Origin of the sequence: Streptomyces sp. NPDC101227 (assembly GCF_044767545.1) — a bacterium.
In the GTDB taxonomy this organism is placed as follows: Bacteria; Actinomycetota; Actinomycetes; order Streptomycetales; family Streptomycetaceae; genus Streptomyces.
This window is the reverse complement of the sequence record NZ_JBIWOD010000027.1, coordinates 73,366-94,817: the sequence shown is the minus strand read 5'-3', so window position 1 is coordinate 94,817 and position 21,452 is coordinate 73,366. Positions and strand designations below refer to the sequence as shown.

The 21,452-nt window shown below is 71.4% G+C and carries 21 protein-coding genes and 2 pseudogenes; 8 read left to right on the top strand and 15 right to left on the bottom strand.

All coding sequences use genetic code 11. The features are described from left to right. Positions 1 to 137 precede the first annotated feature (137 nt). The 6 genes from ACIRPT_RS38235 to hsaA are packed head-to-tail and all read right to left on the bottom strand — an operon-like array spanning position 138 to position 6,136. A complete protein-coding gene (locus ACIRPT_RS38235; RefSeq protein WP_403836070.1) occupies positions 138 to 1,811 on the bottom strand; it encodes an FAD-dependent oxidoreductase in 1,674 nt (557 codons plus the stop codon). Next, positions 1,808 to 2,704: a MaoC/PaaZ C-terminal domain-containing protein gene (locus tag ACIRPT_RS38230; RefSeq protein WP_403836068.1), complete on the bottom strand. Its 897-nt coding sequence runs from the start codon at positions 2,702 to 2,704 to the stop codon at positions 1,808 to 1,810. Before ACIRPT_RS38230 ends, ACIRPT_RS38235 begins: the two co-directional genes overlap by 4 nt. After that, positions 2,704 to 3,189, bottom strand: a complete 486-nt coding sequence (locus ACIRPT_RS38225; protein WP_403836066.1) for a flavin reductase family protein — start codon at positions 3,187 to 3,189, stop codon at positions 2,704 to 2,706. The genes ACIRPT_RS38230 and ACIRPT_RS38225 overlap by 1 nt, the downstream gene beginning before the upstream one ends. Then, complete coding sequence (locus ACIRPT_RS38220) at positions 3,177 to 4,073, bottom strand: VOC family protein (RefSeq protein WP_403508949.1); 897 nt, start codon at positions 4,071 to 4,073, stop codon at positions 3,177 to 3,179. The genes ACIRPT_RS38225 and ACIRPT_RS38220 overlap by 13 nt, the downstream gene beginning before the upstream one ends. A 30-nt stretch (positions 4,074 to 4,103) precedes the next feature. Further along, positions 4,104 to 4,970: a 4,5:9,10-diseco-3-hydroxy-5,9,17-trioxoandrosta-1(10),2-diene-4-oate hydrolase gene (gene hsaD / locus ACIRPT_RS38215; RefSeq protein ID WP_403836063.1), complete on the bottom strand. Its 867-nt coding sequence runs from the start codon at positions 4,968 to 4,970 to the stop codon at positions 4,104 to 4,106. Beyond that, the gene (hsaA, locus tag ACIRPT_RS38210; RefSeq protein WP_403836061.1) at positions 4,967 to 6,136 is read right to left on the bottom strand and encodes a 3-hydroxy-9,10-secoandrosta-1,3,5(10)-triene-9,17-dione monooxygenase oxygenase subunit; all 1,170 of its coding nucleotides are present in this window, start codon (positions 6,134 to 6,136) and stop codon (positions 4,967 to 4,969) included. Before hsaA ends, hsaD begins: the two co-directional genes overlap by 4 nt. A 237-nt stretch (positions 6,137 to 6,373) precedes the next feature. Between hsaA and ACIRPT_RS38205 the strand changes: the two genes are divergently transcribed. Continuing rightward, a complete protein-coding gene (locus tag ACIRPT_RS38205; protein ID WP_403836059.1) occupies positions 6,374 to 7,252 on the top strand; it encodes an IclR family transcriptional regulator in 879 nt (292 codons plus the stop codon). A 120-nt stretch (positions 7,253 to 7,372) separates the two neighbouring features. On the opposite strand, the gene ACIRPT_RS38200 is transcribed toward ACIRPT_RS38205, so the two are convergent. Genes ACIRPT_RS38200 through ACIRPT_RS38190 form a run of 3 tightly spaced genes read right to left on the bottom strand, consistent with a single transcriptional unit; the run spans position 7,373 to position 9,846 of the window. Next, the gene (locus tag ACIRPT_RS38200) at positions 7,373 to 8,434 is read right to left on the bottom strand and encodes a 2Fe-2S iron-sulfur cluster-binding protein (protein WP_403836057.1); all 1,062 of its coding nucleotides are present in this window, start codon (positions 8,432 to 8,434) and stop codon (positions 7,373 to 7,375) included. After that, positions 8,427 to 8,708, bottom strand: coding sequence for a hypothetical protein (locus ACIRPT_RS38195; RefSeq protein ID WP_403836055.1), 282 nt, complete (start codon positions 8,706 to 8,708; stop codon positions 8,427 to 8,429). The genes ACIRPT_RS38200 and ACIRPT_RS38195 overlap by 8 nt, the downstream gene beginning before the upstream one ends. Position 8,709: 1 nt before the next feature. Continuing rightward, positions 8,710 to 9,846: a Rieske 2Fe-2S domain-containing protein gene (locus ACIRPT_RS38190; protein WP_403836053.1), complete on the bottom strand. Its 1,137-nt coding sequence runs from the start codon at positions 9,844 to 9,846 to the stop codon at positions 8,710 to 8,712. A gap of 206 nt (positions 9,847 to 10,052) precedes the next feature. Here ACIRPT_RS38190 and ACIRPT_RS38185 point away from each other — a divergent pair. Beyond that, positions 10,053 to 10,223 (top strand): annotated as a pseudogene (locus tag ACIRPT_RS38185) (RNA-guided endonuclease TnpB family protein); the annotation flags it as partial. Between the two features lie 2 nt (positions 10,224 to 10,225). Beyond that, a pseudogene (locus ACIRPT_RS38180) lies at positions 10,226 to 10,373 on the top strand (RNA-guided endonuclease TnpB family protein); the annotation flags it as partial. A gap of 38 nt (positions 10,374 to 10,411) precedes the next feature. Here ACIRPT_RS38180 and dmpG read toward each other — a convergent pair. The 5 genes from dmpG to ACIRPT_RS38155 form a co-directional block, all read right to left on the bottom strand. Continuing rightward, entirely contained in the window at positions 10,412 to 11,473 is a 1,062-nt protein-coding gene (gene dmpG / locus ACIRPT_RS38175) for a 4-hydroxy-2-oxovalerate aldolase (protein ID WP_403836051.1), read from the bottom strand. Then, on the bottom strand, positions 11,470 to 12,411 hold the full coding sequence (locus ACIRPT_RS38170) for an acetaldehyde dehydrogenase (acetylating) (RefSeq protein ID WP_403836049.1): 942 nt from the start codon (positions 12,409 to 12,411) through the stop codon (positions 11,470 to 11,472). Before ACIRPT_RS38170 ends, dmpG begins: the two co-directional genes overlap by 4 nt. 4 nt (positions 12,412 to 12,415) lie before the next feature. Further along, a complete protein-coding gene (locus tag ACIRPT_RS38165) occupies positions 12,416 to 13,198 on the bottom strand; it encodes a 2-keto-4-pentenoate hydratase (protein WP_403836047.1) in 783 nt (260 codons plus the stop codon). A gap of 255 nt (positions 13,199 to 13,453) precedes the next feature. Further along, the gene (locus ACIRPT_RS38160) at positions 13,454 to 14,365 is read right to left on the bottom strand and encodes an SDR family oxidoreductase (protein ID WP_403836045.1); all 912 of its coding nucleotides are present in this window, start codon (positions 14,363 to 14,365) and stop codon (positions 13,454 to 13,456) included. Position 14,366: 1 nt separating this feature from the next. Beyond that, on the bottom strand, positions 14,367 to 15,206 hold the full coding sequence (locus ACIRPT_RS38155; protein ID WP_403836043.1) for an SDR family oxidoreductase: 840 nt from the start codon (positions 15,204 to 15,206) through the stop codon (positions 14,367 to 14,369). Positions 15,207 to 15,288: 82 nt separating this feature from the next. On the opposite strand from ACIRPT_RS38155, the gene ACIRPT_RS38150 reads away from it, so the two are divergent. The 5 genes from ACIRPT_RS38150 (at position 15,289) to ACIRPT_RS38130 (ending at position 19,837) form a co-directional block, all read left to right on the top strand. Further along, positions 15,289 to 16,047 (top strand): enoyl-CoA hydratase family protein, encoded by a 759-nt coding sequence (locus ACIRPT_RS38150; protein WP_403836041.1) that lies wholly within the window; start codon positions 15,289 to 15,291, stop codon positions 16,045 to 16,047. Then, complete coding sequence (locus tag ACIRPT_RS38145; protein WP_403836039.1) at positions 16,044 to 16,886, top strand: CoA transferase subunit A; 843 nt, start codon at positions 16,044 to 16,046, stop codon at positions 16,884 to 16,886. The genes ACIRPT_RS38150 and ACIRPT_RS38145 overlap by 4 nt, the downstream gene beginning before the upstream one ends. After that, a complete protein-coding gene (locus ACIRPT_RS38140) occupies positions 16,883 to 17,629 on the top strand; it encodes a CoA-transferase subunit beta (protein WP_403836037.1) in 747 nt (248 codons plus the stop codon). The genes ACIRPT_RS38145 and ACIRPT_RS38140 overlap by 4 nt, the downstream gene beginning before the upstream one ends. 83 nt (positions 17,630 to 17,712) lie before the next feature. Beyond that, a complete protein-coding gene (locus tag ACIRPT_RS38135; RefSeq protein WP_403836078.1) occupies positions 17,713 to 18,756 on the top strand; it encodes an NAD(P)H-dependent flavin oxidoreductase in 1,044 nt (347 codons plus the stop codon). Positions 18,757 to 18,898: 142 nt separating this feature from the next. Continuing rightward, positions 18,899 to 19,837, top strand: a complete 939-nt coding sequence (locus ACIRPT_RS38130; protein ID WP_403836035.1) for a tyrosine-protein phosphatase — start codon at positions 18,899 to 18,901, stop codon at positions 19,835 to 19,837. A 25-nt stretch (positions 19,838 to 19,862) separates the two neighbouring features. Here the strand turns inward: ACIRPT_RS38130 and ACIRPT_RS38125 are convergent, their stop codons facing one another. Next, positions 19,863 to 21,452 carry an FAD-binding protein gene (locus tag ACIRPT_RS38125; RefSeq protein WP_403836033.1) on the bottom strand — a complete coding sequence of 530 codons (1,590 nt, stop codon included), beginning with the start codon at positions 21,450 to 21,452 and terminating at the stop codon, positions 19,863 to 19,865.

Genomic DNA, 21,452 nt, shown 5'->3' with positions numbered 1-21,452 from the left:
TGGACTGGTACAACTACCACCGACCCCACACCGGAATCAGCGGCCACACCCCAGCCAGCCGCGTCACCAACCTCTCCGGACAACACACCTAGGGCGGCGCCCCACGCCGGGCGGGTCCCGGCGTGGGGCGCGCGGCGTCAGCTCGTACGGAGTTCCTCCGCGAGGTGATTGACCGCCGACCAGCTGAAGGTCATGGCCGGCCCGATCGTCGCCCCCGGCCCCGGATAGGTCTCCCCCATCGGCGCCGCGGACACATTGCCGGAGGCGTACAGCCCCTCGATCGGGCTGCCGTTCTCCCGGAGCACCCGGGCCGTGCCGTCGGTGACCAGTCCGCCCTTGGTGCCGATGTCCCCGGGGTGTACGGGGATGGCGTAGTAGGGCGGCTTGGACAGGGGGGCGAGGTTGGGGTTGGGCAGGGTCGGGTCACCGTAGTAGCGGTCGTAGACGCTTTCGCCGCGGTGGAAGTCGACGTCCCGGCCCGCGTGGGCGAAGGTGTTGAAGCGGTCGATGGTGGCGTTCAGCCGCTGGGGGTCGATGCCCGTGCGGCCGGCCAGTTCGGTGATCGAGTCCGCCTTCTCGATGAAGCCGCCGGACAGCCATTTCTTGGGGAACGGCTGGCCGGGGAAGAGGCCCATGAAGAGGTAGCGGGACTTCGCGCGCGCGTCGAGGATGAGCCAGGAGGGGACGGTGGACGCCTCGGGGGTGTGGTGTGCGTACATCGCGTCGACGAACTCGCTGTACGGTGCGGCCTCGTTGGCGTAGCGGTCACCCGCCTGGTTGACGATGACCATGCCGGGGATGCCGCGGTCGGCGACCAGGAAGAAGGGGCGTTCGCCAGGGGGGACGACGGAGGGGGCGCCCCAGACCTTGTCGAGCAGGTCGGTGGCGGCACCGGCCTCGACGCCCAGCTCCAGTGCGTCCCCGGTCTGCTGCTCGGAGGCCGAGGACCAGACCGTGGAGGTGGGGGCCGGGAGGTGCTTCTCGCGCAGCTCCTGGTTGTGGGAGAAGCCGCCGGAGGCGAGGACGACGCCGCCGGTTGCGGCGACGGTGGTCTCCTTGCCGTCGCGGCGGACGCGTACGCCGGTGATCCGGCCGTTCTCCTCGACCAGCCCGGTCAGGGGCGCGGACAGCCACAGTTGGCCGCCCAGGCCGTCGAGGGAGTGCCGCATCCGGGCGATCAGCGCCTCGCCCAGCGACAGCGGTTTGCTGCGGGTGGCCAGCGCCTTGGCGGCGCGCAGGCCGACCTTGAGGGAGGTGCGGCGGCCGGCCCAGGTGCGGGCGACCATGTTGAGGTAGCGGAAGTCGTGGCTGGTGATGGTCAGCCCGTACGTGGGCAGGCCGGCCCGGCGCATGGTGCGGCGCGCTTCGGGCCCGAGCCGGTTGAAGTCGAAGATGGCCGGCTCGATGGAGCGGCCCTGGGGATAGCCGCCGAGGCGCTCGGGGAAGTAGTCGCAGTAGCCGGGGGTGTAGACGAATTTCACGTCCGTGCGGTCGTGGAACTCGCGGACCATGCGCGGGCCGTTGCTGAGGTAGGCGTCCTTGAGCGCTTCCGGTACACGGTCCCCGACGGTGGCGTCGAGGTAGGCGCGGGCCTTCTCGCGGGTGTCGCCGAGACCGGCCGCGTCCAGGTGGAAGTTGGTCGGTACCCAGATGGCGCCGCCGGACAGGGCGGTCGACCCGCCGTAGAACGCGGTCTTCTCCACGACCAGGACGCTCAGGCCCCGTAGCCGGGCGGTGAGGGCGGCGGCGAGGCCGGCCGCGCCGGATCCGACGACCACGACGTCGTAGGTGTGGTCCCAACTCTTGCTCATCGGGGCTCCGTTCGGTGCGGCGTACGGCTCAGGGTGACGCTCGCTTCGGTCAGTACCGGTGCCTCGTCGCGGTCGGCCGAGCTCGCCCGGAACACCAGGCCGCCGGCGTCCCGCCAGATGTGCAGCCGCAGCGTCTCGCCGGGATGGAAGACCCCGGCGAAGCGGGTGCGGCAGGCGGTGATCCGGGTGGGGTCGCCGTGCAACAGCCGGTCGGTGAGGGCCTTGACGGCGCTGCCGAAGGTGCACAGGCCGTGCAGGATGGGGCGGTCGTAGCCGGCCGCGCGGGCGGTGGCCGGGTCGGCGTGCAGCGGGTTCCAGTCGCCGGTCAGACGGTAGAGGAGGGCCTGCTGACGCATCGTGGGCACGTCGAGGACATGGTCGGGGGCCCGGTCGGGGGCGGCGGGGCGGTGCGTGGGGCCGCGGTCGCCGCCGAAGCCGCCGGCGCCGTGCACGAAGATCTGGTTGCGCTGGGTCAGCAGGGGTTGGTCGTCCTCGTCGTACAGGGTGGATTCCTGGACGATGACGGCGGCCTTGCCCTTGTCGAACACGGCGGGGACATGGGTGACGGCGGTGGCGCGGGCGGCGGCGGGCAGCGGGCGGTGCACGGTGATCTCCTGGCCGCCGTGCAGCGCCTGCGCCAGGTCGATATCGGCTCCGGGCAGGTCGAAGACCTGGAAGCCGATGCCGCCGGTGCCGCCCGCGACCGTGCCGAAGGTGGGCAGTACGACGAGGCCGCGGGCGTGCCGCTCGTAGACGTAGGCCAGTTCGCGCTCGTCGGTCTCGGGAACGCCCGCGCCGAGGGCGAGGTGGTAGAGCCGCACATCGCGGTCGTCCCAGCTCACCTGCGTGCGGACGGGCGGCGCGGCCGTGAGCTTCGCGGCGTCGAGGGGCATCAGAACGCTCCGGCGGCGTAGGCGCTGCGGAAGTACAGCAGCGGCGATCCGTCGTCGCGGGCGGCGAGTTCGGTGACCCTCCCGGTGACGACGTAGTGGTCGCCCGCCTCGTGGACGGCGTCCAGCTCGCAGTCCACGGTGGCCAGGGCGCCGCCGAGGTGCACGGTGCCGCGTTCGGAGGCGCGCCAGTCGATGCCGGCGAACTTGTCCGGGCCGGGTCTGCCGAGTGCGGCGCAGACGTCCCGCTGTTCCTCGGCGAGGACGGAGACGGCGAACCGTCCGGCGGCCTCGATCGTCGGCCAGCTCGTCGAGGACTTGCCGACGCAGAGCATGATCAGCGGCGGGTCGAGGGAGAGCGAGGCGAAGGACTGGCAGGCCAGACCGGCCGGGCGACCGCCGTCGCCGAGGGTGGCTACGACGGTGATACCGCTGGCGAAGCGCCCGATGATGTCGCGGAATGCCGCAGACTCGATCAGCCGTTCCACTGGTGGCCCCAGAAGCTGTCGGAGGTGATCTCCTTCGTGGTCCAGGTGGCCGGGTCGACGATCAGGCCGTCCCAGCCGTATTCGACCTGGAAGCCGCCGGGGGCCTGGGCGTAGAACGAAACCATGTGGTCGTTGGAGTGCCGGCCCAGCGAGGAGGCGATCGGGATGCCCGCCTTGTTCATCCGGTCCAGGCAGAAGCCGACGTCGTCGAGCCTCTCCAGCTCGACCATGAAGTGGACGATGCCGGGCGGGAGGGCGCCGGGGTAGAGGCCGAGGCTGTGGTGGCGGGCGTTGGGGCTGAGGAAGTTCATCCAGTAGAAGTCGCGGCCCGGCTCGCCGGTCGGGACGGCGACGGGCGGCAGCTTCATCCGGTCGCGCAGCTGGAAGCCGAGCAGGTTCTCGTAGAAGTCGACGGCCGCGTCCATGTCGGGTGCGGGCATCACGACATGGCCGAGGCCCAGGTGGTCGCCGGTGACGAAGCGGTTGCCGTAGGGGGTGCCGAGCGGGGTGTGGTCCTGAGCCTGGCCCCAGTAGATCTCCAGGGGGTTGCCGGCCGGGTCCGCGCAGTGGATCAGGCCCTGTACGCGGCGTTCGGCGAGGGTGGCGTCGTCGGCGTGCTTGACGGCGACGCCGGCCGCCTCGAGTTCGGCGGCTGCCTCGGCCAGCGCCCTGGCGCCGGCGACCTCGAAGCCGGCGCCGATGAGCCGGTCCTGCTCGCCGGCGACGAAGGAGAAGCGGCGGATGCGGTCGTCGATACGGACGTGGAGCACCTCGTCCGTGCTGCCCTCGGCCTCGGTCATGCCGAGGATGTCGAGGACGTAGGTGCGCCATTCCGCGAGCTTGGCGGTCTCGATGCGCAGATAGCCCAGAGAGCGAATGTCCATGATGAAGCCCCTCGGAGGTTCTGGTGGCACTCAGTGCGAGAAGAAGTCGATGGCGAGGCGGTTGAACTCGTCGAACCGCTCCGTCTGCGCCCAGTGGCCGCAGTGCGGGAAGACGTGCAGGCGCGCGTCGGGGATGGTCTTGAGGGCGACCAGCGCCCCGTCCAGGGGGTTGGTGCGGTCCTCCCTGCCCCAGGTGATCAGCGTGGGGTGGGTGATGCGGTACGCCTCGCGCCACAGCATGGTGTCCTGGGGCCACTTGGCGAACGAGGCGCCCATCCGGGCCGTGCCGAGCCGGGCCTCGGGGTCGATGGCCTGCGCGTAGCGCTCCTCGACGAAGGCGTCGGTGACGATCGCCGGGTCGTACGCCATCGTCAGCAGGAAGTCCCGCATCTGCTCGCGGGTGGGCTCGCCGGAACCGTTTGCGGCGTTGAAGGCGAAGAGCTTCTTGATGCCCTCGGTCGGGTCGGGCGAGAAGAGGTTGACGGAGATGCCGCCGGGGCCCATCAGCAGGAGCTTGGCGACCTTGTCCGGGTGGTCGAGGGCCATCCGGGTGGCGGTGCCGCCGCCGAGCGAGTTCCCGATGAAGTGGGCTTTCTCCAGGCCGAGTTGGTCCATCAGCGCGGCCACGGCATCGGCGGCGAAGGAGAAGAAGTCCTTGTCCGGCTCGGGCTTGTCGGAGGCGCCGTAGCAGGGCTGGTCGATCAGCAGGGTCCGGAAGTGTTCGGCGAAGACGGGCAGGTTGCGGCCGAAGTTGGACCAGCCGGAGGCGCCGGGGCCGCCGCCGTGGAGCATGATCACCACGGGTGCGTCCCGCGGCCCCGCTTCGTTGTAGTGCAGGCTCAGCCCGCCGGCCTTCGCGACCTTCACGGTGGTCGAGGTGCTCTCGTAGGTGATCACAGCATCGTGTCCTGGATGTCGATGCCGAGCGCGCCCTGGCCGAAGAGGACGAGCGCCCGCTCGGGGTCGTTGGCGGCGTGGCCGCGGCCGGTGTGCACATCGCGCCAGGCGCGCTGGACGGCGTTCGGGCCGGTGCGCATGGCGCCCCCGCCGGCGTTCTCCATCAGCAGGTCCACGGCGGCGACCGCCCGCTCGGTGGCGAGCACCTGGTCGCGCCGCGCGCGGGTGCGCAGCGCCATCGGCAGCTCCTCGCCCCGCACCGCAAGGTCGTACAATTCCCCGATGTTCCGGGTCAGTTGAAGCCATGCGGCGTCGATGTCGCTGGCCGCGCGGGCGATCCTCACCTGGGCGAAGGGGTCTTCGGAGACCTTCTGGCCGTAGGAGACGCGGAACCGCTCGCGCGTGGCGGCGATATAGCCGTCGTAGGCGCCCTCGGCGATGCCGACGATCGGGGTGGAGATGGTGGTGGTGAAGACCGCGGCGTAGGGCAGCCGGTAGAGCGGCTCGGGGTGGACGCGGTGGCCGGGGCAGTCGAGCGCGCTGACCGGGCCGAAGCCCAGGGCGCGGTACTCGGGGACGAAGACGTCCTCCATGACGATGTCGTTGCTGCCGGTGCCGCGCAGGCCGACGGTGTCCCAGACGTCGACGATGCGGTAGTCGGTGCGCGGGACGAGGAAGGTGTAGACCTCGACCGGCTTGCCGTCGCTGTCGGTGACCAGGCCGCCGAGGAGCACCCAGTCGGTATGGTCGCAGCCGGAGGAGAAGTGCCAGCGGCCGGAGACCTTGAAACCGCCGCTGACCGGGGTGACCTGGCTGGTGGGGGCGTACGAGGAGGAGATCCGGGCGTGCGGGTTCTCGCCCCATACCTCGTCCTGGGCGCGCCGGTCGTAGAGCGCCACATGCCAGGGGTGCACGCCGACGACGGAGGCGACCCAGCCGGTGGACCCGCAGGCCTTGGCTATCTCCTTGACGCAGCGGTAGAAGACCAGCGGGTCGGCGGCCAGTCCGCCGTAGGCCTGGGGCTGAAGCAGTCGGAAGAAGCCGGTCTCCTCCAGGTCCTTGATAGACGTGTCGGGCACCTTGCGGAGCGTCTCGGCCTCCGCGGCACGCTCGCGCAGGGCCGGGGCGAGTTCGCGGACCGCTGCGAGTACGTCGTCGTCGCGCATGCGCATCCCCTCTCGGGTCGTACGGGATGGGCCCCTGCCGCTCCGTCCCGCGACAGGGGTAGGGGGAACCTACGCTTTACTATTCCGAAACGAAATACCCTCTTCCCACTCAGCGGGAGGGCTGGCAGTCTCCTCGCAACCCCGGAAAGAACCTGGTCACGACCTTGCTCGGGTCCGCGCCAGGCACCTCTGCCCGGGGTGTTCGCCCTGAACGCCAGTCATGTGGGAGGTGTGCCGATGTCGCAGCAGTCCCTCGAGGGCGGCTGCCCGCCGCTGTCTCTGCTGGAGAAGGCCGCGCGGGTGATGAGCGCGTTCAGCAGTACGGATCCACGGCTCAGCCTGACCGAAGTGGTGGAGCGCTCGGGGGTGCCCAGATCCTCCGCGCACCGCATCCTGGACCAGCTGATGCAGCTGCGCTGGCTGGAGCGGGAGGGCCGCGGCTACCGCCTCGGCATGGGGATGCTGGAGCTGGGGGCGCTGGCCTCCCACCACCACCGGCTGCGCCGGGCGGCCCTGCCGCACCTGCACGAACTCCATGAGTCGACCGGGCATCTGGTGCATCTGACGGTGCTGGACGATGCCGAGGTCGTGGTGGTGGAGCGGATCGGCGGCGCGATGGACACCGCGGTGCCCTCGCGGGTCGGCGGCCGGCTGCCCGCCTATTGCACCGCGGCGGGCAAGGCGATCCTGGCGTTCAGCGACGATGCGCTGGTGGAGCAGGTGATCCGGCGCGGGCTGCGGGCCCGCACGCCGCGCACCATCAGCCGCCCGCAGGCGCTGCACGGCGAGCTCACCACGACGCGCGCACGCGGGGTCGCCTTCGACCGCGAGGAGGCGTACCGGGGCGTCTCGTGCGTGGCCGTACCGCTGCGCGGGGCGGGCCGGGCGATCGCCGCGATCTCGCTGTCCGGCAACGGGACGCATCGCGAACTGGACCGGCTGGCCCCTGCCGTGACGGACTGCGCGCGAGCGGTGTGGCAGTCGCTGTTCGGGCCGGGGCGGCGGGCCGCGCTGCCGCAGAAGCCGCCCCGGCCCGCCGTCCCCGCCGGGCCGAAGCTGTCGCCGGCCGCGATGGACAGCACCATGGCGTGGATCCGGGACAGCGAGTGGCTGTGACGGGCGGGGGCGCCGTGCTCCAAAAGTGCAGTTCTCCGGCGGGGCGTGCCCCGCCGGAGAATGTGTGAGGGACGGCCGGTGGCCAGGGTTTCGGGTGGTCGGGTGGTCAGTGGGTGCGGTTCATGAGTACGTGAGGCCAACCCGGGGGGTGAGCGGCAGGCTCTGGCAGGCCAGGATGTAGCCGTCCGCGAGATCGACGTCGTCCAGTACCTCGTTGCGGGTCATCTTCACCCTTCCCTCCAGTACCCGGCAGGTGCAGGCGGCGCAGGCGCCCTCCCGGCAGGAGTAGGGGGCGTCGACTCCGGCGGCGAGCAGGGCGTCGAGCAGGGGGGTGCCCGACGGCCAGGTGATCTCATGGGTCGCGCCGTCGAGTTCGACCCGGGCCGTGCTGCCGGGTTCGTCCGGGGCCGGTCCGGACGAACCCGCCGTGGACGAGCCCGCCGTGGAATCCACCGCGGCCGGTGCCCCGAACGCCGCGCCGCTGAGCGAGAAGAACCGTTCGCGGTGCAGCCGCTCGCGGGTCGCGCCGAGGCCGCGCAGGGCTTCCTCGGCGGCGTCCATCAGCGGTTGCGGGCCGCACAGGTAGGCGACCCGGCCGGCGTACGGGGCGAGCGCGGTGGCCAGCCGGTCCGTGGCGGGCAGTCCCTGGAGGGTCTCCAGCCAGTGGATCACCTGGAGGCGGTCCGGGTAGTCCTCGGTCAGCTCCCGGAGTTCGTCGCGGAAGATGACGGCGGATTCGGCGCGGTTGGCGTAGAGGAGGACGAGCCGTGCCCGGCCCCGGGTCAGGACGGATTTGAGGATCGACATCACCGGGGTGATGCCACTGCCGCCCGCGACGAGCAGCAGGTCCGTGTCCAGGCCGGGCGGGGTGAAGGTGCCGGCGGGCGGCAGGACCTCCAGTTCGGTGCCCGGTGCCGCGTGGTCGCACAGCCAGTTGGAGCCATGGCCGCCGGGGACCCGTTTGACCGTGACCTTCATCGGTTCGCCGGTGTGCGGGGAGCTGGCGAGGGAGTAGCAGCGGGCAGTCACCGGTTGCCCGTCCGTGCCGGGCAGCTTGAAGGTGAGGAATTGACCTGGCTCGTACGGGAGTTGGGGCGCGGCCTCGAAGACCAGGGAGCGGGCGTCGGCGGTTTCCTCGATCACCTCGGCGATCACCAGCCGGTGCGTACGCGGCTCAGCCATCGGTCACCCCCACGGTCGCGTACGTGCCGCCGGCCTGCTCGGCCTCGCGGGTGCCGTCGACCGTCAGCGCCCCGTCCTCGACGGCGCGGGCGATGCTCTCGCGCAGCGCGTCGCAGGAGCGGACCCGGGCGCTCAGTTCGCCCGCCGCCACCCGGGCGCGGATCCGCGGGCAGGCCTCGGCCGCGTCGCCGGTCCACTGCACCTGGGTGTGGGCGGGGCTGAACTTCTCGCACAGGACCTGGTTTCCGCAGGCCCCGCATGCCACGGGTCGCATCTCAGGCTCCGACCGCGCGGCGGGCGAGGTTGTCGGCGACCTCGGCCTGCCAGGCCGCGTTGGCCCGGGTGGTGTCGATCTCGAACTCGAAGCGGCGCACCATTTCGTCCTTGACGTCGGCGGCGTCCACGTAGAACTGCTCGTACCAGCGGCGGAGTTGGTAGACCGGGCCGTCCTCCTCGGTGAGGAGCGGATTGTCGATCCGGGTCTTGTTCCGCCAGATCTCGACGTCCTGCTCGAAGCCGACCTTGAGGCCCTCGGAGGCGAGCCGGGCGGCCTCGTTGGCCTGTTCGTCGCTCATGCCGGGGAGCTTTTTGATGCTCGCGCCGTACATCAGCAGGAAGCTGTTCTCGTCGATGGGGTAGTGGCAGTTGATCAGCACGGACTCCATCTCGACGCCACCGCCGACATCGGTCCACAACTTGTCGATCATGTACGAGGGCCCGAAGTACGAGGCGTCGGAGCGGAGGTCGCCGATCGAGGAGGGGGTGCTCACGTCGATGTCGCCGCGCGGGCTGGACTCCATGTACTGGGTGGCGACATGGCCGTCGAAGACGTTTTTGAAGTAGGTGGGGAAGGAGTAGTGGATGTAGTAGAAGTGGGCCATGTCGACGACGTTGTCGACGATTTCGCGGCAGTTGGAGTTCTCCACGCGCAGGGAGTTCCAGGACCAGCCGGACCACTCGGCGGTGCCGATGCCCTCGATTTCGGGGATGGTGACCTCGGGCGGCGGCGGGTTGCCCTCGGGGTCGTTCCAGACGTAGAGCTGCTGGTTGCGTTCGAGGGAGATCCAGGCGCGGGTGCGGGCGCGGGGCGGGACGCGGCGGGCGTACGGGATGCCGGCGCACCGGCCGTTGCCGGACCAGCGCCAGTCGTGGAACGGGCAGGCGACGGCGTCGCCCTTGATGCTGCCGCGGGCGAGGTTGCCGCCCATGTGGGGGCAGTAGGCGTTGAGGATGTGCAGTTCGCCGTCGTCGGCGCCCTGGAAGACGACGAGTTCGGTGCCGAACGCCTCGATCTCGTGGGGCGCGCCGTCCTTGAATGTGTCGGCGAGGCCGAGACAGTGCCAGCCCCGGGCGAACCGGGTGGGCAGTGCGGCCGCCTCGATGACACGGGCCTCTTCGTTGAGTGCGGTCATCAGCGTTCTCCTTCGTGGGAACCCCCGGCTTCAGCCGGGGGTGGGGGTACCTCCCGCTTGCGGGGGAGAAACAAAGCTCCTGCGGAGCAGGGCAGGGAAAGGCCAATCGCCGCCGGGGCGATTGACCGTCCACCACGGGACAGGTGGGCAAGCCCAGCAAGATCAGCCGTTCTCAACTGTCAGTCCCTCCGGGTAGGTTCAGGTGCATGACGACACCAGCGCAGACGGAGGAGGAGACCGGGCATGCCCGGTACACCTTCCGCCTGCGCCTGTCGTCCGCGGCGCGGCGTGCGCTTGAGGCCGAGTGGGACCGGTGTCGTTGGATTTGGAATGAGTGCGTCGCGAAGTCGAAGACGGTCCACGCTCACAACCGGGCGAGCGCTGCACCGCATGCGGAGCCGTATCCCCCAGGGACAAGAACTCCGCCCGCGTGATGCTGGTCCGGGCTGGTCTGCACCCCGGCTGGTGCTGATCGTGCAAGACCTGCGCGCCCGCCGGGCCGCAGGCAACGTGAGCCAGGAATCCCCCTCGCGTACGAGGGGGAGGAGTCAACGTCTCTCTCCCTCTACTGCTGTGCCGCGAGTTCGACGGCGATGTCGATGAGCTGGTCCTCCTGGCCGCCGACGAGGCGGCGTTCGCCCGCCCGCAGCAGGATTTCGGCGCCGGAGACGCCATAGCGTTCGGCCTGCTGGTAGGCGTGCTTGAGGAAGCTGGAGTAGACGCCGGCATGGCCCATCAGGAGGGCCATCCGGTCGAGTTGGCACTCGTCGTCCATCACGGGGCGGACCGCGTCCTCCGCCGCGTCGATGATCTTGAGTACGTCGATGCCGGTGCGGATGCCCATCTTGGCGCAGACCGCGACCAGTGCCTCGACGGCGGTGTTGCCGGCGCCCGCGCCGAGGCGGCGGGTGGAGCCGTCGATCTGGAGGGCTCCGGCCTTGATGGCAGCGATGGAGTTGCCCGTTCCCAGGGCGAGGTTCTCGTGTCCGTGGAAGCCGACCTGGGCGTCGTCGCCGAGCTCGGCCACCAGGGCCGCGACCCGGTCGGTGACGTCGTCCATGACCATGGCGCCGGCGGAGTCGACGACGTAGACGCACTGGCAGCCCGCGTCGGCCATGATGCGGCCCTGCCGGGCGAGCTTTTCGGGGGTGGTGGAGTGCGCCATCATCAGGAAGCCGACGGTCTCCAGGCCCATCTCGCGGGCGAGCCCGAAGTGCTGGACGGAGATGTCGGCCTCGGTGCAGTGGGTGGCGATCCGGCAGATCTGTCCGCCGTTGCCGTGGGCGGCGCGGATGTCGTCCTTGACGCCGAGGCCGGGCAGCATCAGGAAGGCGATCTTCGCCCGTTGGGCGGTGTCCACAGCGATCTTGATGAGTTCTTGCTCGGGGGTCTTGGAGAAGCCGTAGTTGAAGGACGAGCCGCCGAGTCCGTCGCCGTGGGTGACCTCGATGACGGGAACGCCCGCGCCGTCGAGGGCCGCGACGATGGACCGTACGTCCTCGCCGGTGAACTGGTGCCGCTTGGCGTGCGAGCCATCGCGCAGCGAGGAGTCGGTGATCCTGATGTCCAGCGTTTCGGAGTAGGTCTTCGAGCCGGGGACGGTGTGTGTTCCGGAGTCGGTCTTCATGCCTGCATGCCCTTCGCGAACTCCTCGCCGACCTTGGTGGCGGCGGCCGTCATGATGTCGAGGTTGCCTGCGTACGGCGGCAGGAAGTCACCGGCGCCTTCGACCTCCAGGAAGATCGCGACGCGCGCCATGCCGCCACTGACCGGGGAGGGGTCGTCGAACTGCGGCTCGGTGCGCAGCCGGTAGCCGGGTACGTAGGTGGCGACCTGCTCGGCGATCTCCTTGACGGACTGGGCGATGGCGGCCCGGTCGGCGTCTTCGGGGATGGCGCAGAAGACGGTGTCGCGCATGATGACGGGCGGTTCGGCGGGGTTGAGGATGATGATGGCCTTGCCACGGTCGGCGCCGCCGATGGTTTCGATGCCGCGCGAGGTGGTGCGGGTGAACTCGTCGATGTTGGCGCGGGTGCCGGGTCCTGCGGAGACGGAGGCCACCGAGGCGACGATCTCCGCATACGGGACGGGGACCACGCGGGAGACCGCGTACACCATGGGGATGGTGGCCTGGCCGCCGCAGGTGATCATGTTGACGTTGGGGGCGTCGAGGTGCTCGCGGAGGTTGGCGGGCGGTACGACGGCGGGGCCGACGGCGGCGGGGGTGAGGTCGACGGCCTTGATGCCGAGTTCGGCGTAGCGGGGGGCGTTGGCCCGGTGGACGTACGCGGAGGTGGCTTCGAAGACGATGTCGGGCTTCTCGTCCTGGGCGAGCAGCCAGTCGACGCCTTCGTGGCTGGCTTCCAGGCCGGCGTCGCGGGCGCGGGCGAGTCCCTCGCTGTCGGGGTCGACGCCGATCATCCAGCGGGGTTCGATGAGTGCGGAGCGTTGGAGTTTGTAGAGCAGGTCGGTGCCGATGTTGCCGGATCCGACGATCGCGGCGGTGGCCTTGCGGGTGCCGTTCGTGGTGGCCGTGTCGGTCGGCTTGGTCTTGCTGGTCATCATCACCTCAGATGAACGAGAGGGAGACCGAGCCCAGCCCGGTGAACTCGGCGGTGAAGGTCGCTCCGGCCGTCACGTCGACGGCTCGGGTGCAGGATCCGGGCAGCACCAGGTGGCCCTTCTCGAGGGGCACGCCGAAGCGGGCGACGGTGCGGGCGAGCCAGGCGACGGAGCGGGCCGGGTCGCCGAGTACGGCGTCGCTGCGGCCCGCGGCGAGCTGCCGGGTGTCGTCGCGCAGTGCCGCGTCGATGGCCTTGAGGTCCAGCTCGCGCGGGTCGCGGCCGTCGCCGATGACGTATCCCGCGGAGGAGGCGTTGTCGGCGATGGTGTCGGGCAGTGCGATCCGCCAGTCGCTTATGCGGCTGTCGATCAACTCCAGTGCAGGCACGACCCGTTCGGTGGCGGCGAGCACGTCGGCCACCTCGCATTCCTCGCCGGGCAGGTCGTCGCCGAGGACGAAGCCGACCTCGACCTCGATGCGCGGGGCGCAGTAGCGGGTGAGGGGTACGGGCCGGTCCTGGTGCAGTTCCATGGCGTCGAGGAGGTGGCCGTAGTCGGGTTCGTCGACGCCCATCATCTGCTGCATGACCGGGGAGGACAGGCCGACCTTGTGGCCGGTGACGGTGGCGCCGGCGGCGCACTGCCGGCGGATGTTGATCAGCTGGATCTCGTAGGCGTCCTCGGCGTCGATGCCCGGGAAGGCGTCGACGAGGGGGGCGACGGGGGTGCCGCTGCGCTCGGCGTCCCACAGCAGTTCTGCCGCGAGGTGCCGTTGGCGGTCCGTGAGCATGGGGTGGTCCTCCGCAGGGCGGTCGGTTCGTCCGGGGAGGCTAAGCGGGGCGGGCGGCGGGCGGGGAGCGCGCGTTCCCGCTGAGCGGGATTTCGACGGCGTGAGGTGATTTCGGTCCGTCATAGTCGCTGGTGTCGGGGGCAAAGTCGCTGGTGTCGGGGTCGCGTGGCCCCTGGTGTCGGGGCGGACGAGGCGGGGAGCCGTACCCGGCCCGCCCGTCCCGCCCGCCCCTTGCCCAGGCCCGGCCCCGCGCCGTCAGCGCGCCCCGTACACCGGCTGCGGCGGTTCGGCGTCGGCGAGGAGCTTGCGGGCGGCCTCGCCGGCCTCGGCGGGGGTCCAGCGGGCGCCCTTGTCGGCGGTGGGGCCGGGCCGCCAGCCCTCCATCACGGTGATCCGGCCGGCCTCGGCCTCGAAGACCCGGCCGGTGACGCCGTCGCTGGCGGCGGAGGACAGCCAGACGAGCAGCGGGGAGACGTTCCCCGGAGCCATGGCGTCGAATTCGCCCTCGGCGGGTGCCGCCATCGTCTCGGCGAAGGTCTGCTCGGTCATCCGGGTGCGGGCAGCCGGGGCGATGGCGTTGATCTGGACGCCGTAGCGGCCCATTTCGGCGGCGGCGACGAGGGTGAGCCCGATGATCCCGGCCTTGGCGGCGGAGTAGTTGCCCTGGCCGACGCTGCCGAGGAGTCCGGCGCCCGAGCTGGTGTTGACGACCCGGGCGTCGGGTGTCCGGCCGGCCTTGGCCTCGGCGCGCCAGTGCCCGGCGGCGTGCTTGAGCGGCAGGAAGTGGCCCTTGAGGTGGACCCGCATCACGGCGTCCCAGTCGTCCTCGTCGAGGTTGACGAGCATCCGGTCGCGCAGGAATCCGGCGTTGTTGACGAGGGTGTCGAGGCGGCCGAAGGAGTCGAGGGCGGTGGTGATGAGGGAGGCGGCGCCGTCGGTGGTGGTGATGTCGCTGGTGTGGGCGACGGCCTGGCCGCCGAGGGCGCGGATCTCGTCGACGACCTGCTGGGCGGGCCCGGCGGAGGAGCCGGCTCCGTCGGCGGCCACGCCGAGGTCGTTGACGACGACCTGGGCTCCTTCGGCGGCGAGGGCGAGGGCATGTGCGCGGCCCAGTCCCCGGCCGGCTCCGGTGACGGCGGCGACGCGTCCGGCGCAGATTCCGGTCATGTCAGGACTCCTTGGTGGCTTCGGTGGTGGGGTGGCTGGCGGTGGTGGGGTGGCTGGCGGTGGTGGGGTGGTTGACGGTGGCGGCGTCGAGGAAGGCGGGGCGTTCCCCGCCGCCGTGGACGAGCAGTCCGGCGCCGCTGAGGTAGGCGGCGCGGTCGGAGGCGAGGAAGACGCAGGCGTCGCCGATCTCGGCGGGTTCGGCGAGCCGGCCGAGGGGCACGGTGGCGCCGACGGCCGCGATGCCCGCCTCGTCGCCGTAGTGCAGGGCGGAGAGTTCGGTGCGCACCATGCCCAGGACGAGAGTGTTGACGCGGACCGCCGGCGCCCATTCGACGGCCATGGAGCGGGCGAGGTTGTCCAGGCCCGCCTTGGCGGCACCGTAGGCGGCGGTGCCGGGTGAGGGGCGGGTGCCGCTGACGCTGCCGATCATGATGACGGAGCCGCCGTCGGGCTGTGTGCGCATGACCTCGTACGCGGCGAGCGAGGCGGTCATCGGCGCGATGAGGTTGAGTTCGACGACGCGGGCGTGCCGTGCGGCGTCGCTCTCGCCGAGCAGGCGGTAGGGGGTGCCGCCGGCGTTGTTGACCAGGCAGTCGAGCCGGCCGTGGTCGGCCGCGACCCGGGGGAAGAAGTCGCGTACGGCGGCCGGGTCGCGCAGGTCGAGGGGGTGGAAGTGCGCGGTGCGGCCGGCGGCCTCGACGGGGGTGTCGGGCGGTCTGCGTGCGCAGACCACGACGGTGGCTCCGGCCTGCAGGAATGCGCGGGCGATTCCCGCGCCGACGCCCCTGGTGCCGCCGGTGACGACGGCCACCTGTCCGGTCAGATCGAGGGTCAGGCTCATGTGACACCCCTCCCGCAGCGCGCGATCCGCTGCTAACTTCGCTACCTAACAAACGCTTGGTGGAAAGGTAGCTGATCTGCTCATGGGTGTCTCCACCTCCAGGCCGGACAAGGGAATCGCGGTCGTCACCGTCGATTTCCCCCCGGTCAACGCCCTTCCCGTTCAGGGCTGGTACGACCTCGCGGACGCCGTCCGGTCGGCCGGCCGCGACCCCGACGTCCGCTGCGTCGTGCTCACCTCCGAGGGCCGCGGCTTCAATGCGGGCGTCGACATCAAGGAGATGCAGCGGGACACCGCGTCCGGCGGCCATGGCGCGCTGATCGGCGCCAACCGTGGCTGCGCGGAGGCGTTTTCGGCGGTCTATGCGTGCGAGGTACCGGTCGTCGCGGCGGTGCACGGCTTCTGCCTGGGCGGCGGCATCGGCCTCGTCGGGAACGCGGACGCGATCGTGGCCAGCGACGACGCCACGTTCGGCCTGCCGGAGCTGGACCGTGGCGCGCTCGGCGCGGCCACCCACCTGGCCCGGCTGGTCCCCCAGCATCTGATGCGGGCGCTCTACTACACCTCGCGCACCGCCACCGCCGCCGAACTGCACGCCCACGGCTCGGTCTGGAAGGTCGTACCGCGCGACCAACTCATGGACGCGGCGATGGAGCTGGCCCACGAGATCGCCCGGAAGGACGGCCTTCTCATCCGTCTGGCCAAGGCCGCCATCAACGGCATCGACCCCGTCGACGTGCACCGCAGCTACCGCTTCGAGCAGGGCTTCACCTTCGAAGCGAACCTCAGCGGAGTCGCCGATCGCGTCCGCGACACCTTCGGCAAGGAGAACCGATCATGACCGACAAAACCATGACGCCCGAGGACGTCGTCTCCCGCCTGCGCAGCGGTATGACCCTCGGCATCGGCGGCTGGGGTTCGCGGCGTAAGCCGATGGCGCTGGTGCGGGCGTTGCTCCGTTCCGAGATCACCGATCTCACCGTCGTCTCGTACGGCGGTCCCGACGTCGGCCTGCTCGCCGCCGCCGGGAAGATCAGCAAGCTGATCGCCCCGTTCGCGACCCTCGACTCCATCCCTCTGGAGCCGCATTTCCGCGCGGCCCGCCAGCGCGGTGCGTTCGCGCTGATGGAGGTCGACGAGGCGATGTTCATGTGGGGCCTGCACGCCGCCGCGAACCGCCTGCCGTTCCTCCCCGTACGCGCCGGCCTCGGTTCGGACGTCATGCGGGTCAATCCCGGCCTGCGGACCGTCACTTCGCCGTACGACGACGGGGAGACCTTCGTCGCGATGCCCGCGCTGCGGATGGATGCGGCACTGGTCCATATGAACCGCGCCGACCGGCTGGGCAACGGCCAGTACCTGGGGCCCGATCCCTACTTCGACGATCTGTTCTGCGAGGCGGCGGACGCGGCGTACGTCTCGTGCGAGCAGCTGGTGGACGGCTTCCAGGACGCCGTCCCGCAGACCCTGCTCGTCAAGCGGCATGCGGTCACCGGCGTCGTCGAAACGCCGAACGGTGCGCACTTCACCTCGTGCGTCCCCGATTACGGCCGCGATGAGCCGTTCCAGAAGCTGTACGCGACCACGCCCTGGGACGAGTTCGCGGAGCGCTTCCTGTCCGGAGCGGACGAGAAGTCCTACCAGTCCGCGGTGCACGCCTGGCACGAGGAGCAGAAGTGACGACGACCGTGAGCGCGGCCACCCGCGCCGAGTACTGCGTGATCGCCTGTGCCGACGCCTGGCGGGACAACGGCGAGGTGCTCGCCAGCCCGATGGGCCTGATCCCGTCCATCGGCGCGCGGCTGGCCAAGCGGACCTTCTCCCCCGACCTGCTCCTCACGGACGGCGAGGCGATGATCGTCGGGCTCGACGGGGAGCCCGAGGGCTGGCTGCCGTACCGCCAGCACCTGACCATGGTCACCGGCGGCCGGCGCCACGTCATGATGGGTGCCAGCCAGATCGACCGCTTCGGCAACCAGAACATCTCCTGCATCGGCGACTGGGAGCGGCCCGCCCGCCAGCTGCTCGGCGTCCGCGGCGCCCCCGTCAACACCCTGAACAATCCGGTCAGTTACTGGGTGCCCAAGCACTCGTCCCGGGTCTTCGTCGAGAAGGTCGACATGATCAGCGGCGTCGGCTACGACAGCGCCGCCGCGGCCGGCCCGTCGGCGACCCGTTACCACCGCATCCCGCGCGTGGTCACCAACCTCGGCGTCCTCGACTTCGAGACCCCGGACCGCGCGATGCGCCTGGCCTCCCTGCATCCCGGCGTGACGGTGGACGAGGTGGCCGAGGCCACCGGCTTCCCGGTCGCCCGGCCCGACGAGGTGCCCAGCACCCGCGAGCCCACCCCCGAGGAGCTGCGGCTGATCCGCGAGGTCATCGACCCCAAGGGGCTGCGCGACCGTGAGGTGCCGTCGTGAGCGGGACGAACGGCAAGGGCCAGACGGGCGGTACGGGCAGTACGGGCGAGGCGAGCGGTACGGGCGGGGCGAGCGTCGTCGGCATCGAGACGCCGCTGACGAAGCTCGTCGGGGTACGGCATCCGATCGTGCAGACCGGCATGGGCTGGGTGGCCGGGCCGCGGCTGGTCTCGGCCGCCGCCAACGCCGGCGCGCTCGGGATTCTCGCCTCCGCCACCATGACGCCCGCTCAGCTGCGGTCCGCGGTCCGCGAGGTCGCCTCCCGTACGGACGAGCCGTTCGGCGTCAATCTGCGGGCGGATGCGGGCGACGCCGCCGAACGCGTGGGCATCATCATTGAGGAGGGCGTACGGGTCGCCTCGTTCGCGCTGGCCCCCTCGCGCGATCTGATCGCCCGGCTGAAGGACGCGGGCGTCATCGTCGTCCCGTCCATCGGTGCCCGCCGGCACGCGGAAAAGGTCGCGGCCTGGGGCGCCGACGCGGTCATCGTCCAGGGTGGCGAGGGCGGCGGCCACACCGGGAACGTCGCCACCACCGTCCTGCTCCCCCAGGTCGTGGACGCGGTCGACATCCCGGTGATCGCCGCCGGCGGCTTCTTCGACGGCCGGGGACTGATCGCGGCCCTCGCCTACGGCGCGGCCGGCATCGCCATGGGCACCCGCTTCCTGCTGACCTCGGACAGCACCGTGCCGCAGGGCGTGCAGGCCCGCTATCTGGAAGCGTCCGTCAAGGACGTCACCGTCACCACCAAGGTGGACGGCCTGCCGCACCGGATGCTGCGCAGCGAGCTGGTCGCGGCGCTGGAGCGGTCCGGGCGCGCCGCCGCGCTGCTCAAGGCGGTACGGCACGCCGCGTCGTTCAAGAAGCTGTCCGGGCTGAGCTGGGCGCAGATGGTCACCGACGGACTGGCGATGAAGCACGGCAAGGAGCTGACCTGGAGTCAGGTCCTGCTCGCGGCCAACACCCCGATGCTGTTGAAGGCGTCGATGGTCGACGGCCGTACCGACCTCGGCGTGATGGCCTCCGGCCAGGTCGCCGGGCTGATCGACGATCTGCCGTCGTGCGCGGAACTCGTCGACCGGATCATGGCCGAGGCGCGGTCGGCGCTGGCGGCCCTCCCCCACTGAGCCGGGCCTTCCGGCCTCTCCCCCCAACTCCCCCGTCCCGGACCGTCATTCGGGCCCCGGCGCGCCGACTGCCGCCGCGGTGCCGGTCCGGGACGGGGGTTCCCACGGTTCCCCCTCCTCCCCTCTGCACAGGAGCTGCCGCGTGTTCCCTACTCGTCGACGCGCCACCACCCTGCTCTTCGGGTCCGCCCTCACGCTCGGCGGGCTCTCCGTGACCGCCGCCTGCGGCCGGGCCGCCCGCGCACCGTCCGAGGCCTCCGATGCCCACGCCAAGGCCGCCGCGCCGGCCCCCGTACGCCGCATAGCGCTCCAGGGCGCGGTCAACGTCCGCGATCTCGGCGGCTATCGCACCACCGACGGCCGCGAGGTCCGCTACGGCCGGCTCTTCCGCTCCGGTTCCCTCGCCAAGCTGACCCCGGCGGATCTGCGCACGCTGGCCGGTCTCCGTCTGCACTCGGTCGTCGATCTGCGGGTGCCGGCGGAGCTGCGGTTCGACGGCAGGGACCGGTTGCCGCACGGTCTCGCGGTGACCTCCCGGCCCGTCGACGACACCGGGCTGTTCGAGGCGATGCAGTCGGCCGTCGCCACCAGGGACCCGGCCGAGCAGCAAAAACGGCTCGGTGGCGGCCGGGCCGAACACCGGATGCGGGAGATCTACCCGGGCTTCGTCAGCAACGCCCGCAACCGCGAGCAGTTCGCGGCGACCCTCGAGGACATCGCGCGCGACGGCCGGCTCCCGATGCTCTTCCACTGCACCTCGGGCAAGGACCGCACCGGCTGGCTGAGCTACGTCCTGCTGCGTCTGCTGGGCGTCCCGCATGCCGCGGCCGAGCGGGACTATCTGCTCTCCAACACCATCCGGCGCCCTGCGGACGCCAAGGTCAACGCGGGGCTCAAGAAGGCCGGGATGATGCGGGACACGGATCTGCTGCGGCCGCTCCAGGAGGTCCGCGAGAGCTATCTGGACGCGGGGCTGGGCGAGCTGCGGCAGGAGTACGGCAGCGTCCGGCGCTATGTCTCCAAGGGCCTGGGGCTGGACGGGAAAACCGTGGGCCGGGTCCGCGCCCGTCTGCTGCGCTGACCCGGCCGGGTTTGCCGCCGTCCGTTCAGCGGGCGGCGGCGTGTGCGCCGGCGCGGCGTCCGGAGAACACCGCATCGGCGATCGAGAGCCCGCTGACGTAGCTGTGCGAGCAGACTCCCACCGCGCTGCGGCCCGCGGCGTACAGCCCGTCGATGACCGAGCCGTCCGGGCGTTGCACCTGCCCGGAGTCGTCGTGCACCCGCAGGCCGCCGAGAGTGATCATCGGGCAGGGGTAGAACAGCGAACTGCCGAGCGAGCAGTCCAGGACGTAGTACGGGCCGCGCGCCAGCGGCTGGACGTACTCCGCGGGCTTGCCCAGAGGATCCGGGCGGCCCTCCCGTGCGGCCGCGTTGTAGGCCTCCAGCGTCCGCGCCAGCCCGTCCGGGGAGATCCCGGCGCGGGCCGCGGCGGCCGCGGGGGTGGCGGCCTTGCGGTGGCCGAGCGCGAACAGGTAGCCCATCTGTGCCTTCTGGAAGAAGACGGTCTGGGTGCGCAGCTCCTTTTTGGCCCGTTCCCAGATCGCCTGGTCGACGACCAGGTAGGCGTGTCCATCGTGGCGGTTGACCATGTGGTCGCCGATGGCCGCGCCGTAGAGCATCTCGTTGCAGATGCGCCGGCCCGCACGGTCGACGAGCAGGCCGCGGCCGAGCGAGGCGGGCGGGGAGAAGAAGCGCCAGGCCGACACCCGGTCGAGGTGGGCGGTCGCGCCGCCCGCCGAGGTGCCGAGCCGGATGCCGGACCCGTCGTCGCCGATGGTGCCGAGCGGCCGGCCCGGCAGGTACTGCGGGGCGTGCTCGGACAGCATCCGGAGGTTGAACGCGAAGCCGCCGGCGGCGAGGACCACTCCGCGCCGGGCCCGTACGGTGAAGGTCGCGGCGCGTGCCTCCAGCCGGCGCACCGCGCGCACGAGGGGTCCCAGGCCCTGCGGGTAGTAGTTGCTGCCCTTGCCCAGGGGGGCGGACAGCGCCCGGTGCGCGCGGGCCGCGGCGCCGGTCAGATGGGCGTACTCGACGCCCACGACCCGGTCCCCGTCGAGGATCAGGCGCCGGGCGCGGGCCCGGGGGACGAGGGTGACGCCGCGGGCGCGGGCCGCCGCCGCGAGATGACCGAAGAGCACCTTGCCCGAGGCGAGCCCCTTGGCCTTGGTGCGATGGCCGCGGGGTGCGGGCGGTGCCGCGTCGCGGTAGGGCGGGAACTGCTCGTTGCCCGAGTGGTAGAGGAGGTAGTCGTCCGTGGGGTAGGAGGTCTTGAACGGGCAGAGGGTGCCCTCGAAGACCGCGCCCTTCTCCTCCAGCCAGGCGAGGTTCGCGGCGCTGTCCGCGCAGAATCTGCGCAGGAGCGCATCGCTCACCACGCCCTGGGTCTCGGCCTTGAGGTAGGCGTACATGGCGTCGGGGGTGTCGACCGCCCCGGCGGCGCGCTGCTGTGCGGTGCCGCCGCCGGCGTAGACGACGCCGCCGCTCAGGGCGGTGGCGCCGCCGCCGCCGAAGCGGTCCAGGGCGAGGACGTCGGCGCCCGCGTCGGTGGCTTCGAGGGCCGCGGACGCTCCGGCGGCGCCGAACCCCACGACGCACAGGTCGGTCTCGGCGTCCCAGTGGGTCACGGGCGCGTGCAT